Below are 20,257 nucleotides of genomic sequence, written 5' to 3' on the forward strand. Positions count from 1 at the left end.
GAGCGAAATGGGATGTCGCGCATGAAACCGGATTTTGCCCCGCTACCCGGATGTCACCCACCGTGCGCGGACACCTCGCGGGCTAGCATCGCGGCGTGACTTACGTTGCCGCAGACCACCGTTACGATTCGATGCCCTACCGCCGTTGCGGGCGCAGCGGGCTGAAGCTGCCCGCGATCTCGCTCGGACTGTGGCACAACTTCGGGAACGACCGCCCGCTCACCACTCAGCGCGATATCGTCCGGCGCGCCTTCGACCTGGGCATCACGCACTTCGACCTGGCCAACAACTACGGCCCGCCGTACGGCAGCGCCGAGGAGAACTTCGGCCGGTTGCTGGCGAGCGACCTGAAGCCCTACCGCGACGAGTTGATCATCTCGACGAAGGCCGGCTACGACATGTGGCCCGGGCCGTACGGTGAATGGGGTTCGCGGAAGTACCTGCTGGCCAGCCTCGACCAGTCGCTCGGGCGGATGGGGCTGGACTACGTCGACATCTTCTACTCGCACCGCTTCGACCCGGAGACGCCGCTGGAGGAGACCGTCGGCGCGCTCGACCGGGCGGTTCGGTCGGGCAAGGCGTTGTACGTCGGGATCTCGTCCTACAACTCCGCGCGGACCGCGGAGGCCGCGCAGATGCTGCGGGATTTGGGCACGCCGCTGCTGATTCACCAGCCGTCGTACTCGATGTTCAACCGCTGGACCGAAACTGACGACCTGCTCGGGACTTTGGAGCAGGCCGGGGCCGGGTGCATCGCGTTTTCGCCGCTGGCGCAGGGATTGCTGACGAACAAGTACCTTTCCGGGGTCCCGTCGGATTCCCGGGCGGCGCAGGGGAAGTCGCTGAACCCGGACACGATCACCGAGGAGAAGCTCGGCAAGATCCGGGCGCTGGGCGAGATCGCCGAGCGACGCGGGCAGACTTTGGCGCAGCTGGCGCTGGCCTGGGCGCTGCGGGATCCGCGGATGACGTCGCTGGTGATCGGGGCCAGCAGTGTGGCGCAGCTGGAGGACAACGTGGCCGCGCTGGACAACCTGTCGTTCACCGCGGAGGAGCTGGCCGAGATCGACCAGCACGCCACCGAAGAAGACATCAACATCTGGAAGCGGTCCTCGAACGGATGACCCGGCGCGGCCGGAGGTTCGGGCTACCCGAGCCTCCGGCCAAACTCTCCGTAGACCGTCTCCCCGTCCAGAAACGCTTGGTGCGCCAGGGAAATTCGCCGCGCCTTCGACGGCCGTAATTGCGGCACCGCGGTCTCGAGCTCAAGGAACTCGAACCGGCTCACCTCGTCCGAAGCCAGGCGGATGGCGCCGATCTGCTCCCGGCTCAGCACACCGCCGTCGAAAATGAACTGCAGGCTGTCCCGCCAGACGCCGTGCGTGGGCAGCCAATCGACGACGAGCAGGCGTCCGACCGGCACGTCGATGCCGAGTTCTTCGCGGACCTCGCGACGGCACGCCGCCAGCGGTGACTCGTCGTCTTCCACCAAGCCGCCCGGAATCTCCAGGAACGGCTTGTAGGTCGGAGAGACGAACAGGATTCGACCGTGTTCGTCGCGGGCGAGCACTCCGGCGGCCGCGTTCTTGCGCGGGAACCGGGTGGCGATGCCGGGATTGAACTCGGCTTCCGGCTCGCCCTCCTCCTGAAGGTCGGCCGCGAAAACGGCATCGTCGCCGCAGTGGCTGGCCGGGTTGCCGGTCATGATCAGCCCCGGGCCGTGCGGATCGTCTCCGCCGCCCACTTCGCCCAATCCCGTTCCATCGCCGCGTATCGCTTGCCCCACTCCAGAGCCAGGCGGCCGTAAAGCGACGGATCGCTGTCATCCCAATCGACCGAGGCTTCCAGCGCCGCCAGCTCGTCGACCAGTCCCTTCGCGAAGGCGCCGTGCCGGCCAAGGAACCCCCGCGCCTCCTCCGGCGTGACCTCGCCCAGGAAGTACACCCGCAGCAGCATCTCGTTCCGCCGCGCAGCAGGCGGCCGCTCCTCCAGCAGCCACTTCCGCAATTCCGACCGTCCTGCGTCGGTGATCGCGTACTCCTTGCGCCCGCGCGGCCCCTCGGCGGACACCTCGATCAAGTCCGCGCTCTCCAGCTTGCCCAGTTCCCCGTACAGCTGGCTCTGCGTGGCCGTCCAGACGCTCGACATCGCCGTTTCGAAGCGTTTCAGCAGGTCGTAGCCGCTTCCGGGAGCGCTGGCGAGCAGCCCCAGCACCGCGTGTCGCAAGGTCATGCCCTCACCTTACCTTCCACTATTGACATGTCCAGCCAGGACCTTCTAGCTTTGACATGTCAGCACAGGAACGTGAGCGAGGGGCACCGATGAACTACCTGAAGAGTTTCCTTCCGTGGATCGCCTTCGCGGTCGTGTCCACGCAGGCCGACTGGCGGTGGTCCGGACTGACCGGATTGGTGCTCGCGGGCGGACTCCTTGTGCTGGAACGCCGGCGCGGCAAGGGCTGGGACACGCTGTTCATCGAGGTCTCCGCGGTCGTCTTCTTCGCGGCGCTCTCGATCTGGTCGTTCAGCGATCCGGCCTCGCCGCTCAGGGATTACGTCGGCGCGCTTACCGATCTCTGGCTGGCGGTCACCGCCTGGGGTTCGCTCGCCGCGAAACGGCCGTTCACGCTCGGGATCGCGAAAACCATGGTTCCGCCGGAAATCGCCGCCACCGCTGTGTTTCGCCGGGTCAATGTCGTTATCACCGCAGTGTGGGCGGCCAGCTTCACGGTCGCCGGGATCGCCGAAGCCGTTCTGCTGCATTCCGCACCGCACGCCACTGTCGGTTTGATCATCATCAAGGTGCTCGGCTTCGCGATCCCGATCGCATTCACCATTCGCTACCCGCGCATCGTCCGGGCCCGCGCCCAGAAAGCGAATCAATGACCACCACTGATTTCCACCTCAAAGGCCATTACGCCCCCGTCCACGACGAACTCACCGCCTACGACCTGCCCGTCACCGGAGCGTTGCCGCCGGAACTCAACGGCTGGTACCTGCGCAACGGTCCGAACCCGCGACAGGACAGCGCGCATTGGTTCACCGGCGACGGAATGGTGCACGGCGTCCGGCTCGAAAACGGCCGCGCGGCTTGGTACCGCAACCGCTGGGTGCGCACCGAAAGCTTCGACATCCCGAATCCGGCGCTCTACAACGCCGACGGAACGCGAAACCTGAGATGGAGCGTCGCCAACACCCACGTCGTCAATCACGCGGGACGCACGCTCGCGCTCGTGGAATCCTCGCTGCCGTACGAAATCACCACGGATCTCGACACCGTCGGCGTCTACGATTTCGGCGGCAAGCTCGCCGATTCGATGACCGCGCATCCCAAGATCTGCCCGGAAACCGGCGAACTGCATTTCTTCGGCTACGGGAGCATCACCGCCCCGCACGTGAGCTACTACCGTGCCAACGCCGCCGGAGAACTCGTGCTGCGGCAGCCGATCGACGTGCCCGGCCTGACGATGATGCACGACTTCGCGCTCACCCGGCGGCACGTCGTGTTCTTCGACCTGCCGGTGGTGTTCGAGCACGGAACCGACGGCGGCATGCCGTTCCGCTGGAGCGACACGTACGGCGCGCGCCTCGGCCTGCTCAGCCGCGAGCGCCCGGAGGACGGCGTGCGCTGGTTCGAGATCGACCCCTGCTACGTCTTCCACACCCTCAACGCGCACGACACCGCCGACGGCCGGATCGTGGTGCACGTCGTGCGGTACGAGCATCTGTCCAAGCCGGGCATCCCGGATCCGAAGGGCGTGCTGTGGCGGTGGACGATCGACCCGCGCGCGGGCACGGTGACCGAGGATCTGCTCGACGACCGCGACGGCGACTTCCCCCGCATCGACGACCGGCTCGCCGGGCTCGACGCCCGTTTCGGGCACGTCACCGGATCGCACGGTCCGAAGGGTCCGCTCGTGCTCCGCCGCTATGACCTGCACACCAACGCCGCGCGCGAGCATCTGTTCCCGGAAGGACACATCCCCGGCGAGGCGGTGTTCGTTCCGGCAGACGACCGTCCGGACGGCGCGGGCTGGCTGCTCGCCTACGTCTACGACGGACCGAACGACCGCAGCGACCTGGTGGTGCTCGACGCGCAGGACATCGAAGCGGCCCCGGTCGCGACGGTCCATCTGCCGGGCCGCGTGCCAGCCGGGTTTCACGGCAACTGGCTGCCCGACGCCTGATCCGGTCAACCAGCGGACGGCAAACTCTGCGTGCCCTCCCGGGTTCCGTCCGCCGAGCCCGTATCGTCGGGACCGAGCCGTCCGCCTGCCCTCCCGAGCCGGAAGAAAAGAAACTTTCCTGCCAAAGCGGGGCGAATCCGGTTACCGTGGCAGGACGGAAGTCCGAACGGGAAGGAAACTCAGCAGGTGGCAGGGTCGGGTACACCACCGGTCGGCACCCCGGCCGGGATGCGCATGATCAACCAGCGGGCGGTGCTCGACCTGTTGCGCCGCGGCGGGCCCGCGACGCGGCCGCAGGTGGCGAAGGACACCGGGCTGTCGAAGCCCACGGTGAGCCAGGCTCTGCTGGCGCTGGAGGCCGCCGGGCTCGCGCGCGCGACCGGGCACACGTCCACCGGCACCGGCCGCTCGGCGGTGCTCTACGAGGCGGACCCGACCGCGGGGTACGTGCTGGGCCTGGACATCGGCCGCGAGCACATCCGGGTCGCGGTCGCCGATCTGGGCCGCACCACGGTGGCCCGGCGCGACGTCCGCAACACGGCCCGCTCCGGCAGCGCGCTGATCTCCGCGCTGGGCAAGCTGGCGACGGACATCGTGGCCGAGGCGGGCCTGACGAACGACGACATCGTGGTCCGCGTGCTGGGCTCCCCCGGCGTCGCGGACCCGGTCAAACGCTGTTTCCGGCACGCGCCGAACCTGCCCGGCTGGGGCCGTCCGGGGCTGCTCGACGACCTGGAGCAGGTGCTCGGGCCGGAACTGGTGGTGGAGAACGACGCGAACCTCACCGCGGTCGGCGAATGGGAAAGCGGCGCCGCGCGCGGAGCTTCGGTGGTCGGCTGCATCACCATCGGCACCGGTGTCGGCATGGGCTTGATGGTCGACGGCCGGGTTTTCCGCGGTGCCACCGGCGCGGCGGGCGAAATCGGCTACCTGCCTTACGGCCGTACGCATGTCGCCGACGAGCCCGGCGAACCGCCCGCACGCGGACACCTGGAGGAGGCCACCGCCGCCCAATCGGTGGTCCGCGGCGCACGCGAACTTGGCCTGGGCACAGCGCGATCGGCGCGCGAAGTCTTCCGCCTCGCCCGCGAGGGTGACGAATTGGCGCAACGCGCGGTGTCCGAGGAAGCAGACCGGCTCGCGTACACCGTCGCTTCGGTGGCCGCGGTGATCGACCCGGAGCTGATCGTCCTGGGCGGCGGAGTCGGGACGGCGGCGGATCTGCTGCTGGAACCGATCGACCGGGCGCTCCGCGCGTTCACCCCGCTCACAACGACTGTGGTGCAAGGCGAACTCGGCGACGACGGCGTCCTCACCGGCGCGATCAGCGTCGGCCTGCGGGCGGCGGAACGACTGGTGTTCGACCGCCGCGTAGGCGCCGCCTGACGCTCGGTAAACGTCGCGCCGCGGCCCGCGAATGTCACCCGGGACCGGTACGTTGCAGGCATGATCGGACTGCCCGACACCATCACCGCCTGCCTCTTCGACCTGGACGGCGTACTGACCGGGACGGCCGTGCTCCACCGCGAGGCGTGGAAACGGACGTTCGACGAATACCTGCGCTCCCGGGACGCCGCGAACTTCCAGGAGTTCACCGACGCCGACTACGCGACCTACGTAGACGGCCGCCCGAGGGCCGACGGCGTACGGGAATTCCTTCGCTCGCGCGGAATCGAGCTCCCCGAGGGCACCCCGGACGACGCCGTCGACGCGCCGACCGTGAACGGCATCGGCAACCGCAAGAACGAACTCGTCCTGAAGATCATCGACGAACGCGGCGTAAACCCGTATCCCGGGTCCGTGCGCTACCTGGAAGAAGCGAAGCGTGCCGGGCTGCGGATCGCCGTGGTGACCTCGTCGGCGAACGGCGCCAAGGTCCTCGACGCAGCCGACCTGTCCCGCTTCGTGGAAGCCCGAGTCGACGGCCTGGTCATCCGTCGCGATCACCTGAAAGGCAAGCCCGCGCCCGATTCCTTCCTGGCCGGGGCCAAGGAACTCGGCGTGGACCCGAAGCAGGCCGCGGTGTTCGAGGACGCACAATCCGGCGTCCAAGCGGGCAAAGCCGGCGGTTTCGGTTACGTCGTGGGCGTGAACCGCGAGAACCAGGCAGACGCATTGCGCGCGCACGGCGCCGACGTCGTGGTGGACGACCTCGCCGACCTGCTGGAGGACAAGTGACGGAACTCGGTTACGAATGCTCCCCGTGGGAGCTGCGCTGGCGCGGTCTCGACGTGGATGCGTTGCAGCGCACCGAATCCGCCTTCGCGGTGTCGAACGGACACATCGGACTGCGCGGCACCCTCGAGGAAGGCGAACCGCGCGGGCTGCCCGGCACCTACCTCAACGGGTTCTACGAACAGCACGAACTCCCCTACGCCGAGGGCGGTTACGGCTACCCGGAGGAAGGCCAGACCGTCGTCAACGTGACGGACGGCAAGATCATCCGGCTGCTGGTCGAGGACGAGCCGCTGGACATGCGCTACGGCATCGCGACCGCGCACGACCGCGTGCTCGACTTCCGCCGGGGCACGCTGCGCCGCGTCACCGAATGGTCCTCCCCCACCGGACGGCGCGTGCGGGTGACCACCGAACGGCTGGTTTCCTTCACCCAGCGAGCGGTCGCCGCGATCCGCTACGAGGTCGAACCGCTCGACGAGGACCTGCAGCTCGTCGTCCAGTCCGACCTGCTGGCGAACGAGCCGGTCGAGTCCGACACCCGCGACCCGCGCGTCGCCGCCGCGCTCGACGCGCCGCTGGTCGGCGAGTTCAGCCACGCCGCGGGCTACCAGGCTGTCCTCGTGCACCAGACCCGGATGTCCGGGCTGCGGGTCGCCGCCGCGATGGACCACAAAATCGAGGTCGACGACGGCCTGCGCACCCGCATCCACGCCGAGGAGGACCTCGCCCGGCTCACCGCCGCGGTCGACGTGCCCAAGGGCGGACGGCTGCGGGTCACCAAATTCCTCGCCTACGGCTGGTCCGCGCAACGCTCCGCGCCTGCCTTGCGCGCGCAGGTCGAAGCCGCGCTCGCCGGTGCCCGGCAGACCGGCTGGAAGGGCCTGGCCGCTGAACAGCGCCAGTTCCTCGACGACTTCTGGGCCACTTCGGACATCGAAATCGACGGCGACCCGGAACTCCAGCAGGCCGTCCGGTTCGCGCTTTTCCATCTGCTGCAGGCCGGAGCCCGCGGCGAAACCCGTGCTATCGCCGGAAAAGGCCTCACCGGGCCGGGATACGACGGGCACGCGTTCTGGGACAGCGAGACGTTCGTGCTGCCGGTGCTGACGTACACGATGCCGGACGCCGCCCGTGACGCCCTCGGCTGGCGACACTCCACAATAGACAAAGCGAGAGAACGCGCGACCCAACTCGGCTTGCGCGGCGCGGCTTTCCCGTGGCGGTCCATCAACGGCGCCGAATGCTCGGCGTACTGGCCGGCGGGCACCGCGGCGTTCCACGTCAGCGCGGACATCGCCGACGCCGTCGTGCGGTACGTGAACGCCACCCAGGACGAGCATTTCGAGCGCACCTGCGGCGCGGAACTGCTGCTGGAAACGGCGCGACTGTGGGCGTCTCTCGGGCATTTCGACCACCACGGGCACTTCCGCATCGACGGTGTCACCGGACCCGACGAGTACTCCGCGGTGGCGGACAACAACGTCTACACGAACCTGATGGCGCGCAAGAACTTGCTCGCCGCGGCCGACGTGTGCCGTCGGCATCCGGACATCGCCGCGCAGTTCGAAGTGGACACTCCCGAGATCGATTCCTGGCGCGCCGCGGCGGAGGCGATGGCGCTGCCGTACGACCAGGAACTCGGCGTGCACCCGCAGTCGGAAGGCTTCCTGCAGCACGACGAGTGGGATTTCGCCGCCACCGACGAGGATTTCTACCCGCTGCTGCTGAACTACCCGTACTTCGACCTGTACCGCAAGCAGGTCGTGAAGCAGGCCGACCTCGTGCTGGCCCTGCACCTGTGCGGCGATTCGTTCAGCCCGGAGGAAAAAGCCCGCGACTTCGCCTATTACGAAGCGCGGACCGTCCGGGATTCTTCACTGTCCGCAGGCACGCAGGCGGTGATCGCGGCCGAGGTCGGGCACCTTCAGCTCGCGTACGACTACCTCGCCGAGGCCGCGCTGACCGATCTGCACGACGTGCACAACAACGTCCGCAACGGCCTGCACATGGCATCGCTGGCCGGTGCCTGGCAGGCCGCAGTGGCCGGATTCGGCGGCCTGCGCGACTACGGCGGCCAGCTGTCGTTCGCGCCGCGGCTGCCGGACGAACTCGGCGGCCTCACCTTCCGTCTCGCCTTCCGCGAAACCCGGTTCCAGGTGTCGATCCGGCACGGCGCGGCGACGTACCGGGTGCTGAGCGGGCCGCCGCTGGACCTGATCCACCATGGCGAGCGGTTCACCGTGACCTCGGAGGCGGTCGAGTTGCCGATCCCGAAGCTGGATCCCGGCCCCGCGCCGGTCCAGCCCATTGGGCGGGCGCCGGCGCGACGGGACGCGTCGAAGGTGCGGCAGTTCGACCGCAGCTGACTCGTGCGCGGCGATGCCGGTTAGAACCGGCATCGCCACTCATGAGAACCAGGCCGAGCGGAAGCTTCGCCGAGCGAGAGCGCAGGCTCAGCATTCGTGGGCCGAGGAGCTCTGCGGGTTCGGGTTGTGCGCGGTCTTGCGCCCCAATGTGGCATTGGGTGCGCTCAACGCACCGAACGCCACATTGGGTGCATCCGCCGCACCCAATGCCACATTGGGGCGCTCGCCACCGCAGGCAGCCAGCCCGGTGTCCGCGCTAACCGGCATCGCCACTCACGACGGCGCGTCGTCCGTCCCCGGCACCCGAGGCACCTCATCCGTCCGCGAAGGGCTCAGGTCCGGTCCCGGCGCGTTGGCCACCTCGCCGGGCAGCTCGTCCGCGTCCGGCAGTTCGCGTTTGCGGCGCGCGGGGAACGGCGAGTCCTCTTCGTCGTCCTCGGACCGGTCGCGGGGGTGGAATTCGCTGCGCGGGGTCATGGTTCCGGGATACCCGGTTTACCGCCCTCGCACCAGGGAGTTCACGCGGCCGGACGCGATCGTTGCTTACCGGTCGCGTCCGTGAGCTGGTCCAGCAACGTCAGCAGGAGCCCGTCTCGCGTCGACCACGGGCAGATCGTCAGCTTTCCGCCCGCGACCGTCAGCAGCGCCTCCGCGACCACCGCGCCGCCGAGTGCCTGCTGGGCTCGCTGCCGCGAGATCCCCGGCAGCTGCGCCCGCCGCGCGAAGGGCATCGCCGACAGTCGCGGGATCCACGCGCGCACGTCGTCCAGGTGCAGTTCGCGGGCCTTGCCTGGGCGGTCGCCCGCCAGCCGGGCCAGTTGGCGCAGCACCTTCGAACAGCCGACCACCCGGTGATCGGCCAGTTCGGCCTGCACGTCGCCCAAAGCGGCGGAGACTTCCTCCAGCACGTGGTCACGCAGCGCACGCACTTGCTTGCTGCGCACCGGCGGTTCGGCGGGCAGCCAGTCGCGCGTGACCGACCGGGCGCCCAGAGGCAGCGACCGCGCGAATGTCGCTTGTTCACCAGCTCCGGCGGACAGCTCGACCGTGCCGCCGCCGATGTCGAGCGCCAGCAGCGGGCCGCCGGACGCGCCGTACCAGCGGCGCGCGCCGACGTACGTCAGTTCCGCCTCGCGACGGCCGGAGAGGAACCGCAGCTCGACACCGGTTTCGCGGGCCACCTCCCGGACTGCGTCACGAGAGTTGACCGCGTCCCGGATTGACGACGTGGCCAGCGGAAACACGTCCTTGACACCGTGCTCGCGAGCGAATTCCATCCCGCTGGAAACGGCCTTCGCAATAGCCGCGATGCCGCATTCGCTGAGCCGTCCGTCGTCGTCGAGTTCGCGGTCGAGCCGCAGCCGGGTCTGGTGCGTCAGGACCGGGTCGATCGGGGATCCGCCGGGTTCGAGCACGACAAGCCGGGCACTGAACGAACCCACGTCCAGCACCGCGGCGGCGGATCCTTCGATTCTGCGCACAGCCCGGCCTACCTCGCTTTCGCCCCGCCCGGATTCCCCGTTGAACCCGTTCTTACTCTCGAATTCGCGCCCCGCGCGGAGAGTTGACGGCATTTCGACGGCGGCATCGACCCCGGGGTGCGGTTTTTTCACACCCCAGTGGCCCGCATCATACCGGACCTATCCGAGCAGCTCTTTCAGCTTGGCGACGGCGGCCACTCGCGCCTCGCGTCCGGGCTGCAGCGGGTTGACCGCCAGCGTCGTCGCCCCGGCCTCCTTGAACGCCGCCAGCCGCTCCTTCACATACCCCGCCGGACCGACCAGCGAGGTGGCGCGCAGCAGCTCCGTCGGGACCGCCGCGGCGGCTTCTTCCTTCTTGCCGTCGAGGTACAGGTCCTGGATCTTCTTCGCCTCGGCCTCGTAGCCGTAGTTGCAGGCCAGCGTGTTGTAGAAGTTCTTGCCGCGCGCGCCCATCCCGCCGATGTACAGCGCGAACACCGGACGCACCCAGTCGAGCAGGCCCTCGACGTCGTCCCCGATCGCCAGCGGCGGCGCGGCGAACACGTCCAGCTCGCCCAGCTCCGGGTCGCGCTTGGCCTTGCCCTCGGCCAGCGAGGCGCCCCAGACGTCGGCGGCCTTCTCCGGGTGGAAGAAGATCGGCTGCCAGCCCTCGGCGACCTCGGCGGCGAGCGCGACGTTCTTCGGCCCGAGCGCGGCGAGCACCACCGGGATCCGCTCGCGCACCGGGTGGTTGATCAGCTTGAGCGGCTTGCCGAGGCCGGTTCCCTGGTCGGCGGGCAGCGGGATCGTGTAGTGCTTGCCGTCGTGCACGACGCGCTCGCGCTTCCACACCTGGCGGCAGATCTCGATGATCTCGCGGGTGCGGCCGATCGGCGCGTCGTACTTCACGCCGTGGAAACCCTCGATGACCTGCGGGCCGGACGCGCCGAGACCGAGCGTGAAGCGGCCGTCGGACACGAAGTCCAGCCCGGCCGCGGTCATCGCGGTGAGGCTCGGCGTGCGGGTGTAGATCTGGAAGATGCCCGACATCAGGCCGACGCGCTCGGTCTTCGCGGCGAGGTAGCCGAGCTGGCTCACCGCGTCGAAGCTGTAGGCCTCGGGGACGAACACGATGTCGAGCCCGACCCGCTCCAGCTCCACGATGTCCGCGACGCTTTCGGCGAACCCGCCCGAGTAGCTGACGCCGGTGCCGATCCTCATCGATCCCTCATTCCCGTGCCGGTCGACTGTGACTAAGCGTTTGCTCATTATGCGGCCGCTCGAGTGCCGACGCTACGGCGTGGGTCACACCACAGCGGGAGCCACCGTCCCGCGCACGTCGCCGAACCCGATCCGGGCACCGTCTGGACCAGGGGCGGAGGCGGTGATGACGACCTCGTCGCCGTCCTCCAGGAAGGCACGGGTCTCCTCGCCGACCGCGAGCGGTTCGCGACCGCCCCAGCTCAGCTCCAGCAGCGACCCGCGCTGGTCCTTCGCCGGGCCGGTGACCGTGCCGGACGCGTACAGATCGCCGGTGCGCAGGCTCGCGCCGTTCACCGTGAGGTGCGCGAGCTGCTGCGCGGCCGTCCAGTACTGCGTGGCGAACGGCGGGCTCGACACGAGGTGGCCGTTGATCCGGATCTCCAGCGCCAGGTCGAGACTCCACGACTCGCCGCCGCGCAGGTACTCGAACGGCTCCGGGTCCTGCGCGGGCTGCGGCACCCGGGCGTGCTCCAGCGCGGCGAGCGGGACCAGCCACGGCGACATCGACGTCGCGAACGATTTGCCGAGGAACGGCCCGAGCGGCTGCATTTCCCAGCCCTGCAGGTCGCGCGCCGACCAGTCGTTGACCAGGCAGACGCCGAACACGTGGCGCGGGAACTCGTCGATCGGCACCGGAGCGCCCAGTTCGGATCCCACGCCGACGACGAAGCCGACCTCGGCCTCGAAGTCGAGGAGTGTGGAGCTGCCGAACGACGGTTCGGCCGCCTTGCGCGGTTTCCGTTGTCCCGCCGGGCGAATCACCGGCGTGCCCGACGCGACGACCGTGCCCGCGCGGCCGTGGTACCCGATCGGCAGGTGTTTCCAGTTGGGCGGCACCAGATCGTCCCCGCCGCTGAAGACCCGGCTGGCGTTGAGCGCGTGCTGCTCGCTGGAGTAGAAGTCGACGTAGTCCGCGACCTCCACCGGCAGATGGCTCGTGATTTCGTTGCGGGGCACCAGATGCGGCCGGATCCGGTCGGCGTGGCGCGGCTCGCTGAGCCATTCGCGGACCCGCGCCCGCACGTCGGCCCAAACGTCCGGGCCGGCGGCGAGCAACGGGTTCAGCACGCCCGCGCCGAGCAGGCGGCCGAAGGACTCCCCCTCGGCCGCCGCGCTCAGGTCGAGCACCTGGTCTCCGATCGCGACACCGGCCCGGCGGGTCCGCTCGCCGTGCGAGAAGACGCCGTAGGGCAGGTTGTCGAGACCGAAGAGGGTGCCGTCCGGAAGGTCGAGCCAGGTCACGCGGAAACCTCCGCGATCCACGCGCCGACCACAGTGTCCAAAGCGGACAGCGGGAGAATTCCGTTGCCCAGGATGACGTCGTGGAACGCGCGGATGTCGAACCGGTCGCCGAGCGCCTTTTCGGCCTCGGCGCGAACGCGCTGGATTTCCAGCCGTCCCACCATGTAGCTCAGCGCCTGGCCCGGATTCGCGACGTACCTGTCGATCTCCGCCTCGATCTCCATCTTCGCCATCGGCGTGTACTCGACGAGGTAGTCGACCGCCTGCTGGCGGCTCCAGCCCAGCGCGTGCAGCCCGGTGTCGACCACGAGCCGGCCGGCCCGCATCGAGTCCTGGGCGAGCATGCCGAAGCGGGCGATGTCGTCGGAGTACAGGCCCATCTCGTCGGCGAGACGCTCCGCGTACAAGCCCCAGCCCTCGATGTAGGCGTTGAACGGCGCGATCCGGCGCAGCAGCGGCAGATCGGTGAGCTCCTGCGCGAAGGTGAGCTGGAAGTGGTGTCCCGGAACGGCTTCGTGGAACGCGATCGCCTCGCTGGTGAAGCGCGGCCGCGAATTCGCCTCGTAGGTGTTGGCGTAGTACGTGCCGGGCCGGGAACCGTCGAACGCGGCCTGCAGGTAGTAGGCGATGGTGCCGCTCGCCGCGTCCGCCTCCGGGACCGGCTCGACCTCGCACTTCGCGTCCGGAACCCGGGAGAACCATTGCGGGGCGACGGCTTCCGCCCGGACAATGGCCGCCCGCGCGCCTTCCAGCAGCTCCTCGCCGTCGCGCCAGCGCTGCTCCGGGTCGGTGCGGAGGCGGTCGAAGATCTCCGCCAGCTCCCCGGTGCCGAACACGCGGGCGCCCAGCTCGCGGTATTCCTCGGCCAGTTTTTCGCCCATCCGCAGACCGGTGTCGTGCAGTTCCCGCGCCGTGCGGTCGGTGGTGGTGTGCACGCGGATCAGGCCCTGGTACTTCTCCAGCCCGCCCGGGAGATGGCCGATGCCCGGCTGGCTGTCCGTCTTCGAAACCGGCAGCACGTGCTCGGCGAGGAAGTCGCGGTAGCGCCGGTACGCGGGCCGCACGACCTCGGCGAGCAGCCGGTCTCGCTCCGCGGCGAAGCCCTCGACCTCGACCGTCGGCGTGACGCGGAACGGGTCGCCCTCCTCGTTCGCGAGGTATCGCTCGACGTACTCGATCCCGATGCGCACCAGGAAGTCCGGCGGCGCGAACCCGTCCGCGACCGTCGTCCGCTGGGCCTCGATCACCGCGTCGAGGTAGCCGCCGACCGCCGCCAGCCGGGCGAGGTAGTCGCGGGCCTTGTCCGCGTCGTCCGGGACCAGCGCGGGGAGGATGGTGACCAGGTGCAGCGCGGGCGCGCTGAAGCCGTCGCTCACCGCGAAGCCGGACAGCCGCGAGTCGATCGTGTCGATCGCGCCGCGGGCGTGCGACCGCACCACCTCGCGGGTGATGACCTCGGACGCGCTCAGCCCGGCCGGATCGATCGCGTCGGCGCGCTCGGCGATAGCGGCGTACCCGGCCCGGTGGCGCTCGGCCGCGGCGAGGCTCGGGTCGCCGAGCTTGGCGTGGTCGCCGGGGAGCCCGAGAACGGTCCGCTCCAGCGGTTCCGCTTCGAAGCTCAGCTCGACCAGCTCGTCGGCCAAGCCGAGGACGGTGTCGCCGTGGCCAGCCACCCACTCGGTGACCACGGCGTCCAGCACCGACAGCGGCAGGGAGCCGCCGGAGAGGATCGTGTCGTGGAACGCCTTGATGTCGAAGCGGCTGCCGAGCCGCTGTTCGGCCTGCTCGCGCAGCCGCTCGATTTCCAGCCGTCCCACCATGTACGCGAGCGCCTGGCCCGGGAAGCCGAGGTACCGGTCGACCTCGGACTCGATTTCGACCTGCGCCATCGGCGTGTGCTCCAGCAGGTAGTCGACCGCCTGCTGCCGGCTCCAGCCGAGCGCGTGCAGGCCGGTGTCGACGACCAGCCGTCCGGCCCGCATCGACTCCATCGTCAGCATGCCGAGCAGCGACACGTCGTCGGAGTACAGGCCCATTTCGTCGGCGAGGCGCTCGGTGTAGAGACCCCAGCCCTCGGCGTACGCGGTGAAGTTCCCGATGCGGCGCAGCAGCGGCAGCTCGGCGAGGTCGAGCGCGGTGCTGAGCTGGAAGTGGTGGCCCGGGATCGCCTCGTGGAACGCGATGACCTCGGCGGTGTGCCGGAACCGCTCGGTGGCCTGGTGGGTGTTGGCGAAGTAGACGCCCGGCCGGGACCCGTCGGCGGCGGGCGGCATGTAGTACGCCGGAGGCGCGCCGGGCGCGGAATCCTCCGGCACCGCCTCGACCGTCCACGGGTGCCGCGGGATGCGGCCGAACCAGTTCGGCGCCTCGGCCTCGGCGCGGGAAATCGCCGTGCGGGCGGTTTCGAGGAGGTCTTCGGCGCTCGTCCAGCGGAGCTTCGGGTCGGTGCGCAGCCGCTCGAAGATCTCCGGCAGCTCGCGGGTGCCGAACACGCGCTCGCCGAGGGCCTGGTACTGCTCGACCTGGCCGGCGATCACCGCGAGACCGGTGTCGTGCAGCTCCTGCGGGGTGCGGTTGCTGGTGGTGTGAGTGCGGGCGAGACGGGCGTAGATCTCGCCGCCGCCGGGCAGCCAGGAGACGCCGCCCTTGTCGTCCGGGCGGCCGTGCGGGAGGACCTCGGCTTCGAGGAAGTCGCGGTACTCGCGGAAGCCCGGCCGGGCGACCTCGCTGAGGACCTGCTGACGGCGAGCGGCGAAGTCCTCGTCCGGGGCGGGCTGGCGCAGCAGCGGGTCGTTCTCGGGCTCGGCCAGGTAGCGGTCGAGGTGCGCGATCGCGGCCTTGACCAGGCGTTCGATCGGCAGGAGACCGGCGGCGATCCCGTCGCGGTGGCGTTGCGCGACGGCGCGGAGGTACTCGGGGATTTCGGCGAGCCGCCCGAGATGCGCCTCCGCGGTTTCGGCGGTGACGGTGACCATCGGCAGCGTGGACAGGAGCCCGGAGGCGGGGCCGACGAAGAGGTCGGTGACGGTGAAGTCGACGACCCGGCTGTCCATCCGGTCGAGGTTTCCGTCGACGGAGCTGAGCAGGACGTCGCGGGTGACGCGATCGGCTTCTTCGAGCCCGGCCGGGTCGATCGCCTCGGCACGCTCCCGGATGCTGGTGATCTTCTCGCGGAACGCCGCCTCCGCCGCGGCCGACGGATCGCCGAGCCCCGGCGCGTCCGGCCGGATGCCGAGAATGGCGGCGTCGAGCGGTTCGTGGTCGAACGACGCCTCGACGAGCTCGTCGGCGAGATCGGAAACGACGGACATCGGCGTGGACCCCCAGGGTAGGCGGAGAAGGTGCGATTCCGACCCTAATCGAGACGGCGGCCGCGACGCCCGTGTCCGGGGCCGACGGCCTTCTTCCGGGCGCAGGAACGTTCCGGGCCGTGGAACCTGGGGCGTTGCGGGAGGAGCTGGTCAGGCGGCTGGGCAGCGGGTGATTGGGCAGCGGGCGACCCGGTGTCCCGCGGTCCGTCGCGGGGGCCGGTTCTGCGTGCCGGGCTCGGACCGTTGCCTCCGTCGTGGCCGGGGCGGAACGCGAGGCGGGCGGGCGCGGAACGCCGGTTCCGCGGCGGCCGCTCCTCACAGGCACGACCCGCCAGATTCCCCGGACCACCCGTGCTCCGCCGCCCGCCGCGGTCGCGCGGGGCACGCCGGGCGCGGTGGTGCGGCCGGGTCCGGCGGGCGAGGCGGTAGCGTTGCCGGAGTGGCCGTGACCGATCCCGCCGACATCCGCCTGCTCGCCGCGCTCGCCGAGCTGGGCAAGGGTGCTGTGCACGAGCTGGCGGCGAAGGTCGGGATGGATCCGCGGGAGGTCGCCTACCGGCTGGTCGCGCTGTCCGGCAGCGGATTGCCGCTGCTGGTCGGGGTCGAAAGCGACCCGCAAGGGCTTCGTGCGGCGATTTCGGGGGCGCAGGCGTCGTGGCAGCGTCCGCAGGCTCCGGGGTATCCGGGCGGCGGGCCGGGGTCGGTGCCGTTCCCCGCCGCGCCGATGCAGGGGGCTTCCCGCCTGCCCGGCTCGATGCCGTCCGGCCCCGCTCCGGCACCAGGCTCCATGCCGTCTGGCCCCGCTTCAGCACCAGGCTCCATGCCCTCCGGCCCCGCTTCAGCGCCAGGTTCCCTGCCCTCCGGTCCCGCGCCAGGCTCGATGCCGTCCGGCCCTGCCGCGCCCTCCGGTCCGCCCGCGGCGCCGATGCCGAACGGCCCGGCGTCGTCCGGAATTCCGGCTTCGGGCGGGATGGTGCCGCCTCCGGGGATGCCGGGCGGCTCCCCTGGGGCGTCCGGTCCGCACCCGCCCGGGCCGTCCGGGATAGCCGACTCGGCCGGGATGCCGGGACATTCCGGCCCGCATCCGCCGGGCCAGCACGGCATGCCCGGACCGGGAACCTCCGGCGCGTATCCGCCCGGGCAGGCTGGGATCCCCGCGACCGGACCAGGTTCGCCGGGCCAGCACGGCATGCCCGGCCCCGGGACTACCGGCGCCTACCCGCCCGGGTTTCCCGGCGCCGCACCGGGAGTGTCCGGTGCGTATGCCCCCGGACCGGCCGGGATTTCGGGCGCGTATCCCCCTGGCCCCAACGGGATCCCCGGGATGTCCGGCGCGTATTCCCCCGCACAGACCGGAATGCCCGCGAACGCCTACAATGGACAGTCCGGACCGCACCCGGACCCCGCCGTCAGCACGTGGGGCGTCCCGCAGACCGCTTCCTGGGCCCGCGGCGACGACCCGAAGCCCGCCGCCGCACCGGCGAAACAGGGGCGGATCGGCGAGACGATGCAGTCACAGGGGCTCGAAGGGGAACAGCTTTCCGTGCAACTGCTGGAAGTCCAGGATCCCGCCGACTTCCTCTTCGGCGCGGCAGGCTACCGGCTCGAGGACGGCGAGCGCGCGGTCGTCGTGCACACCGAGATCACCAACCGCGGGCCGATTCCGTTCGCGTCGCTGCCGGACAATTACCTCGAGCTAGTCACCGACAGCGGCGAAACCGTCGCGAAGGCCCCGGTTTCGCTGACGTCCCGGCCGCCGCACAAGATCGGCGTACAGCCGGGCGAGACGCTCGGCGGGCACACCGTTTACGTCCTGCCGACCGCGACCCGGGTGGTCTCGGTGCGCTGGAGTCCCCGGCCGGAACCGGACGAGCGCACCTTGACCTGGGCCGTCGACTAATTCCCGTCCCGCAGGATCTCCAGCGCACTGGCCAGATCGTCCGGATACTCCGCCTCGAACTCCACCCACCGGCCGTCCGCCGGATGCGCGAAACCCAGCGTCCGCGCGTGCAGCCACTGCCGCGTCAGGCCGAGCTTCCGGGCCAGGACCGGGTCCGCTCCGTAGGTCAGGTCTCCGGCGCACGGGTGGCGCAGCGCGGAGAAGTGCACGCGGATCTGGTGGGTGCGCCCGGTTTCCAGCTTCACGTGCGCCAGCGAAGCCGCCCGGAACGCCTCGACCACCTCGTAGTGCGTGACGCTCGGCCGTCCGCCCGCGACGACCGCGAACTTGTAGTCGTGCCGCGGATGGCGGTCGATCGGGGCGTCGATGGTGCCGCGCGTCGGGTCGGGGTGGCCCTGCACGACGGCGTGGTAGCCCTTGTCGACGGTCCGTTCCTTGAACGCCCGCTTCAGCACGGTGTACGCGTGCTCGCTCTTGGCCACCACCATCACCCCGGTGGTGCCCGCGTCGAGCCGGTGCACGACGCCCTGCCGTTCGGCCGCGCCGGAGGTCGAGATGCGCAGCCCGGCCGCGGCGAGGCCGCCGACGACCGTCGGGCCGGTCCAGCCGGGGCTGGGGTGCACGGCGACGCCGACCGGTTTCGAGATCACCACGATGTCGTCGTCGTCGTGCAGGATCTTCATGCCGTCGACCGGCTCCGCGACGATTTCCGCCGGACGTTCCGGTTCCGGCAGCGTCACCTCGAGCAGCCCGCCGGCGGAGAGCCGGTCCGATTTGCCCGCCGGACGGCCGTCGAGGAGGACGTCGCCCGCCGCCGCGAGGTCCGCGACGACGGTGCGGGAGAGGCCGAGCAGTTTGGCCAGCCCGGCGTCGACGCGCATCCCGTCGAGCCCGTCGGGGACGGGCAGCATGCGCGCGCTCACTCGGATTCCTTCTTCTTGCCGCGGCCGCGAGTGGTGGTGCCGTCGTAGTCCTTGCCGAGCAGGGACAGCAGGACGATCAGCGCGCCGCCGACGCAGATCGCGGAGTCGGCGATGTTGAAGATCGCGAAGCCCTGCCCGTTGGGCGCGAACGCGGAGATGAAGTCCACGACGTGCCCGCGCAGCGGTCCGGGTTCGCGGAAGAACCGGTCGGTGAGGTTGCCGAGCGCGCCGGCGAGCACGAGCCCGAGGCCGATCGCCCAGCCGACCGACCGCAGCCGGCGCGAGATCCACACGATCGCGACGACGACGCCGATCGCGACGAGCGCGAGCACCCAGGTCATGCCGGTCGCCATCGAGAACGCGGCGCCCGGATTGCGGATGACCTGCAGGTAGATGAGCCCGCCGAGGATCGGCTTCGGCTCTTTGCCCTCGAGATTGGCGACCACGAGGTTCTTCGTGATCAGGTCGATCGCCCACAGCAGCGCCGCGACCGCGAACACCACCCAGACCCGCCGCTTGGGCAACGGCGCGCTTTCCTCGGCAGCCTCCTGCTCAGGCGGTTCGGCAGTCGGCTCGACCTCGGATTCGGACGGCGAAGGATCGGTGCTCACACCCCCATTGTCCACAACCGCGCCGAAGCAGGTCACAGCGGCAGTCCCGGACCGGAATTCAGTCGCCCGGCCACGCCCCTCCCCGCCATCCTCACTGCATGCCCGCCGAGATCCCCACCCCGTCCGTGGCCGCCGCCTGGATCGCCCTGGACCTCTCCCCCACGAACGACCTCCCCCTGTGGGCAGCCCACTGGCTAGCCGAGGGAGAAGACGGCGAACACTTACGCCACCTGGCAGGCCTCTCCCGCACCGAACCACGAGAAATCAACGACGTGCAGCGGGCCGCCCTAGCCGACTGCCACACCCCGATCCCGACCCCGGTCGACGCGGCTCAAGCCGCCTTCACGCACTTGGCCCGGATGCTCCTGAACGGCCGCCTAACCGAGCGCGCCCTGCTGAACGACCTGCACACAATCATCGTCCGCACTAACTACGCCGACAGCGTCGTCAAGCTGCCGCTGGCGCAAGCCTGGATGCTGGACGAAGAGTGGGATCAAGACTGGGGCCGCACCGAAGAGCAAATCAAAGAGGCGATCCACTCAGCCTGCAACGCCCAACTAGCCCACCCCCGAGCCCCGCAAAACCCAACCTGACCCGCGCCCGGCCCCGCAAACCCAACTCGACCCGCGCCCGGCCCGGCAAACCCAACTGGACCCGCGCCCGGCCCCGCAACACCCAACCTGACCCGCGCCCAGCCCCGACCGCTCACTTGCCCACCACGCGGGATCGCGCCGGCGTTTGGGGGCTGACCGGCGTGATAGGCCGAAGGCACCAGGTTCAGCCCGGCGATCCGCGCGGTGAAAGCGGTCCGCGGCGC

At 70.2% G+C, this 20,257-nt stretch carries 17 protein-coding genes; 8 read left to right on the plus strand and 9 right to left on the minus strand.

From position 1 onward, the window contains the following. Positions 1-95: 95 nt before the first annotated feature. A complete protein-coding gene (mgrA, locus tag ACWDNU_RS23760) occupies positions 96-1,124 on the plus strand; it encodes an L-glyceraldehyde 3-phosphate reductase (RefSeq protein WP_449670502.1) in 1,029 nt (342 codons plus the stop codon). 23 nt (positions 1,125-1,147) lie between these two features. Here mgrA and ACWDNU_RS23765 read toward each other — a convergent pair whose 3' ends face one another. Further along, the gene (locus ACWDNU_RS23765; RefSeq protein WP_449670512.1) at positions 1,148-1,744 is read right to left on the minus strand and encodes an NUDIX domain-containing protein; all 597 of its coding nucleotides are present in this window, start codon (positions 1,742-1,744) and stop codon (positions 1,148-1,150) included. Further along, positions 1,708-2,232, minus strand: a complete 525-nt coding sequence (locus ACWDNU_RS23770) for a PadR family transcriptional regulator (protein WP_449670503.1) — start codon at positions 2,230-2,232, stop codon at positions 1,708-1,710. Before ACWDNU_RS23770 ends, ACWDNU_RS23765 begins: the two co-directional genes overlap by 37 nt. A gap of 89 nt (positions 2,233-2,321) precedes the next feature. Here ACWDNU_RS23770 and ACWDNU_RS23775 point away from each other — a divergent pair, with 89 nt between their 5' ends. The 5 genes from ACWDNU_RS23775 (at position 2,322) to ACWDNU_RS23795 (ending at position 8,730) form a co-directional block, all read left to right on the plus strand. Beyond that, positions 2,322-2,885, plus strand: coding sequence for a hypothetical protein (locus tag ACWDNU_RS23775; RefSeq protein ID WP_449670504.1), 564 nt, complete (start codon positions 2,322-2,324; stop codon positions 2,883-2,885). Further along, on the plus strand, positions 2,882-4,186 hold the full coding sequence (locus tag ACWDNU_RS23780; RefSeq protein WP_449670505.1) for a carotenoid oxygenase family protein: 1,305 nt from the start codon (positions 2,882-2,884) through the stop codon (positions 4,184-4,186). The genes ACWDNU_RS23775 and ACWDNU_RS23780 overlap by 4 nt, the downstream gene beginning before the upstream one ends. A gap of 228 nt (positions 4,187-4,414) precedes the next feature. Next, entirely contained in the window at positions 4,415-5,572 is a 1,158-nt protein-coding gene (locus ACWDNU_RS23785; RefSeq protein WP_370940719.1) for an ROK family transcriptional regulator, read from the plus strand. Positions 5,573-5,632: 60 nt separating this feature from the next. Next, the gene (locus tag ACWDNU_RS23790) at positions 5,633-6,364 is read left to right on the plus strand and encodes an HAD family hydrolase (RefSeq protein ID WP_370935967.1); all 732 of its coding nucleotides are present in this window, start codon (positions 5,633-5,635) and stop codon (positions 6,362-6,364) included. Next, positions 6,361-8,730: a glycoside hydrolase family 65 protein gene (locus ACWDNU_RS23795; RefSeq protein WP_449670506.1), complete on the plus strand. Its 2,370-nt coding sequence runs from the start codon at positions 6,361-6,363 to the stop codon at positions 8,728-8,730. Before ACWDNU_RS23790 ends, ACWDNU_RS23795 begins: the two co-directional genes overlap by 4 nt. A gap of 273 nt (positions 8,731-9,003) precedes the next feature. On the opposite strand, the gene ACWDNU_RS23800 is transcribed toward ACWDNU_RS23795, so the two are convergent. From ACWDNU_RS23800 to ACWDNU_RS23820, 5 genes are all read right to left on the minus strand, one after another. Beyond that, on the minus strand, positions 9,004-9,207 hold the full coding sequence (locus ACWDNU_RS23800) for a hypothetical protein (RefSeq protein WP_449670507.1): 204 nt from the start codon (positions 9,205-9,207) through the stop codon (positions 9,004-9,006). A 41-nt stretch (positions 9,208-9,248) separates the two neighbouring features. After that, positions 9,249-10,211, minus strand: coding sequence for a Ppx/GppA phosphatase family protein (locus ACWDNU_RS23805; RefSeq protein WP_370935964.1), 963 nt, complete (start codon positions 10,209-10,211; stop codon positions 9,249-9,251). 159 nt (positions 10,212-10,370) lie between these two features. Beyond that, entirely contained in the window at positions 10,371-11,411 is a 1,041-nt protein-coding gene (locus ACWDNU_RS23810) for an LLM class F420-dependent oxidoreductase (protein WP_344284942.1), read from the minus strand. Between the two features lie 84 nt (positions 11,412-11,495). Continuing rightward, on the minus strand, positions 11,496-12,695 hold the full coding sequence (gene fahA, locus ACWDNU_RS23815; protein ID WP_370935963.1) for a fumarylacetoacetase: 1,200 nt from the start codon (positions 12,693-12,695) through the stop codon (positions 11,496-11,498). After that, positions 12,692-16,006: a DUF885 domain-containing protein gene (locus ACWDNU_RS23820; RefSeq protein WP_449670508.1), complete on the minus strand. Its 3,315-nt coding sequence runs from the start codon at positions 16,004-16,006 to the stop codon at positions 12,692-12,694. The genes fahA and ACWDNU_RS23820 overlap by 4 nt, the downstream gene beginning before the upstream one ends. A 439-nt stretch (positions 16,007-16,445) precedes the next feature. Between ACWDNU_RS23820 and ACWDNU_RS23825 the strand changes: the two genes are divergently transcribed. Further along, entirely contained in the window at positions 16,446-17,906 is a 1,461-nt protein-coding gene (locus ACWDNU_RS23825) for an AsnC family protein (protein ID WP_449670509.1), read from the plus strand. Here ACWDNU_RS23825 and ACWDNU_RS23830 read toward each other — a convergent pair. Both ACWDNU_RS23830 and lspA read right to left on the minus strand, forming a co-directional pair. After that, the gene (locus tag ACWDNU_RS23830; RefSeq protein WP_370935960.1) at positions 17,903-18,829 is read right to left on the minus strand and encodes an RluA family pseudouridine synthase; all 927 of its coding nucleotides are present in this window, start codon (positions 18,827-18,829) and stop codon (positions 17,903-17,905) included. The two genes, ACWDNU_RS23825 and ACWDNU_RS23830, sit on opposite strands and share 4 nt — an antisense overlap. Further along, entirely contained in the window at positions 18,826-19,440 is a 615-nt protein-coding gene (gene lspA / locus ACWDNU_RS23835; RefSeq protein WP_370935959.1) for a signal peptidase II, read from the minus strand. The genes ACWDNU_RS23830 and lspA overlap by 4 nt, the downstream gene beginning before the upstream one ends. Before the next feature lie 98 nt (positions 19,441-19,538). Between lspA and ACWDNU_RS23840 the strand changes: the two genes are divergently transcribed. Continuing rightward, a complete protein-coding gene (locus tag ACWDNU_RS23840) occupies positions 19,539-20,033 on the plus strand; it encodes a hypothetical protein (RefSeq protein WP_449670510.1) in 495 nt (164 codons plus the stop codon). Positions 20,034-20,257: the final 224 nt, after the last annotated feature.

It is taken from the genome of Amycolatopsis sp. NPDC003676 (assembly GCF_053587275.1).

What these genes read in the sequence shown, in the direction of transcription:
- ACWDNU_RS23770 (WP_449670503.1), bottom strand. Translation starts at nt 2,232, where the DNA reads ATGACCTTGCGACACGCGGTGCTGGGGCTGCTCGCCAGCGCTCCCGGA.
- ACWDNU_RS23775 (WP_449670504.1), top strand. Translation starts at nt 2,322, where the DNA reads ATGAACTACCTGAAGAGTTTCCTTCCGTGGATCGCCTTCGCGGTCGTG.
- ACWDNU_RS23780 (WP_449670505.1), top strand. Translation starts at nt 2,882, where the DNA reads ATGACCACCACTGATTTCCACCTCAAAGGCCATTACGCCCCCGTCCAC.
- ACWDNU_RS23785 (WP_370940719.1), top strand. Translation starts at nt 4,415, where the DNA reads ATGCGCATGATCAACCAGCGGGCGGTGCTCGACCTGTTGCGCCGCGGC.
- ACWDNU_RS23790 (WP_370935967.1), top strand. Translation starts at nt 5,633, where the DNA reads ATGATCGGACTGCCCGACACCATCACCGCCTGCCTCTTCGACCTGGAC.
- ACWDNU_RS23800 (WP_449670507.1), bottom strand. Translation starts at nt 9,207, where the DNA reads ATGACCCCGCGCAGCGAATTCCACCCCCGCGACCGGTCCGAGGACGAC.
- ACWDNU_RS23810 (WP_344284942.1), bottom strand. Translation starts at nt 11,411, where the DNA reads ATGAGGATCGGCACCGGCGTCAGCTACTCGGGCGGGTTCGCCGAAAGC.
- ACWDNU_RS23820 (WP_449670508.1), bottom strand. Translation starts at nt 16,006, where the DNA reads ATGTCCGTCGTTTCCGATCTCGCCGACGAGCTCGTCGAGGCGTCGTTC.
- ACWDNU_RS23840 (WP_449670510.1), top strand. Translation starts at nt 19,539, where the DNA reads ATGCCCGCCGAGATCCCCACCCCGTCCGTGGCCGCCGCCTGGATCGCC.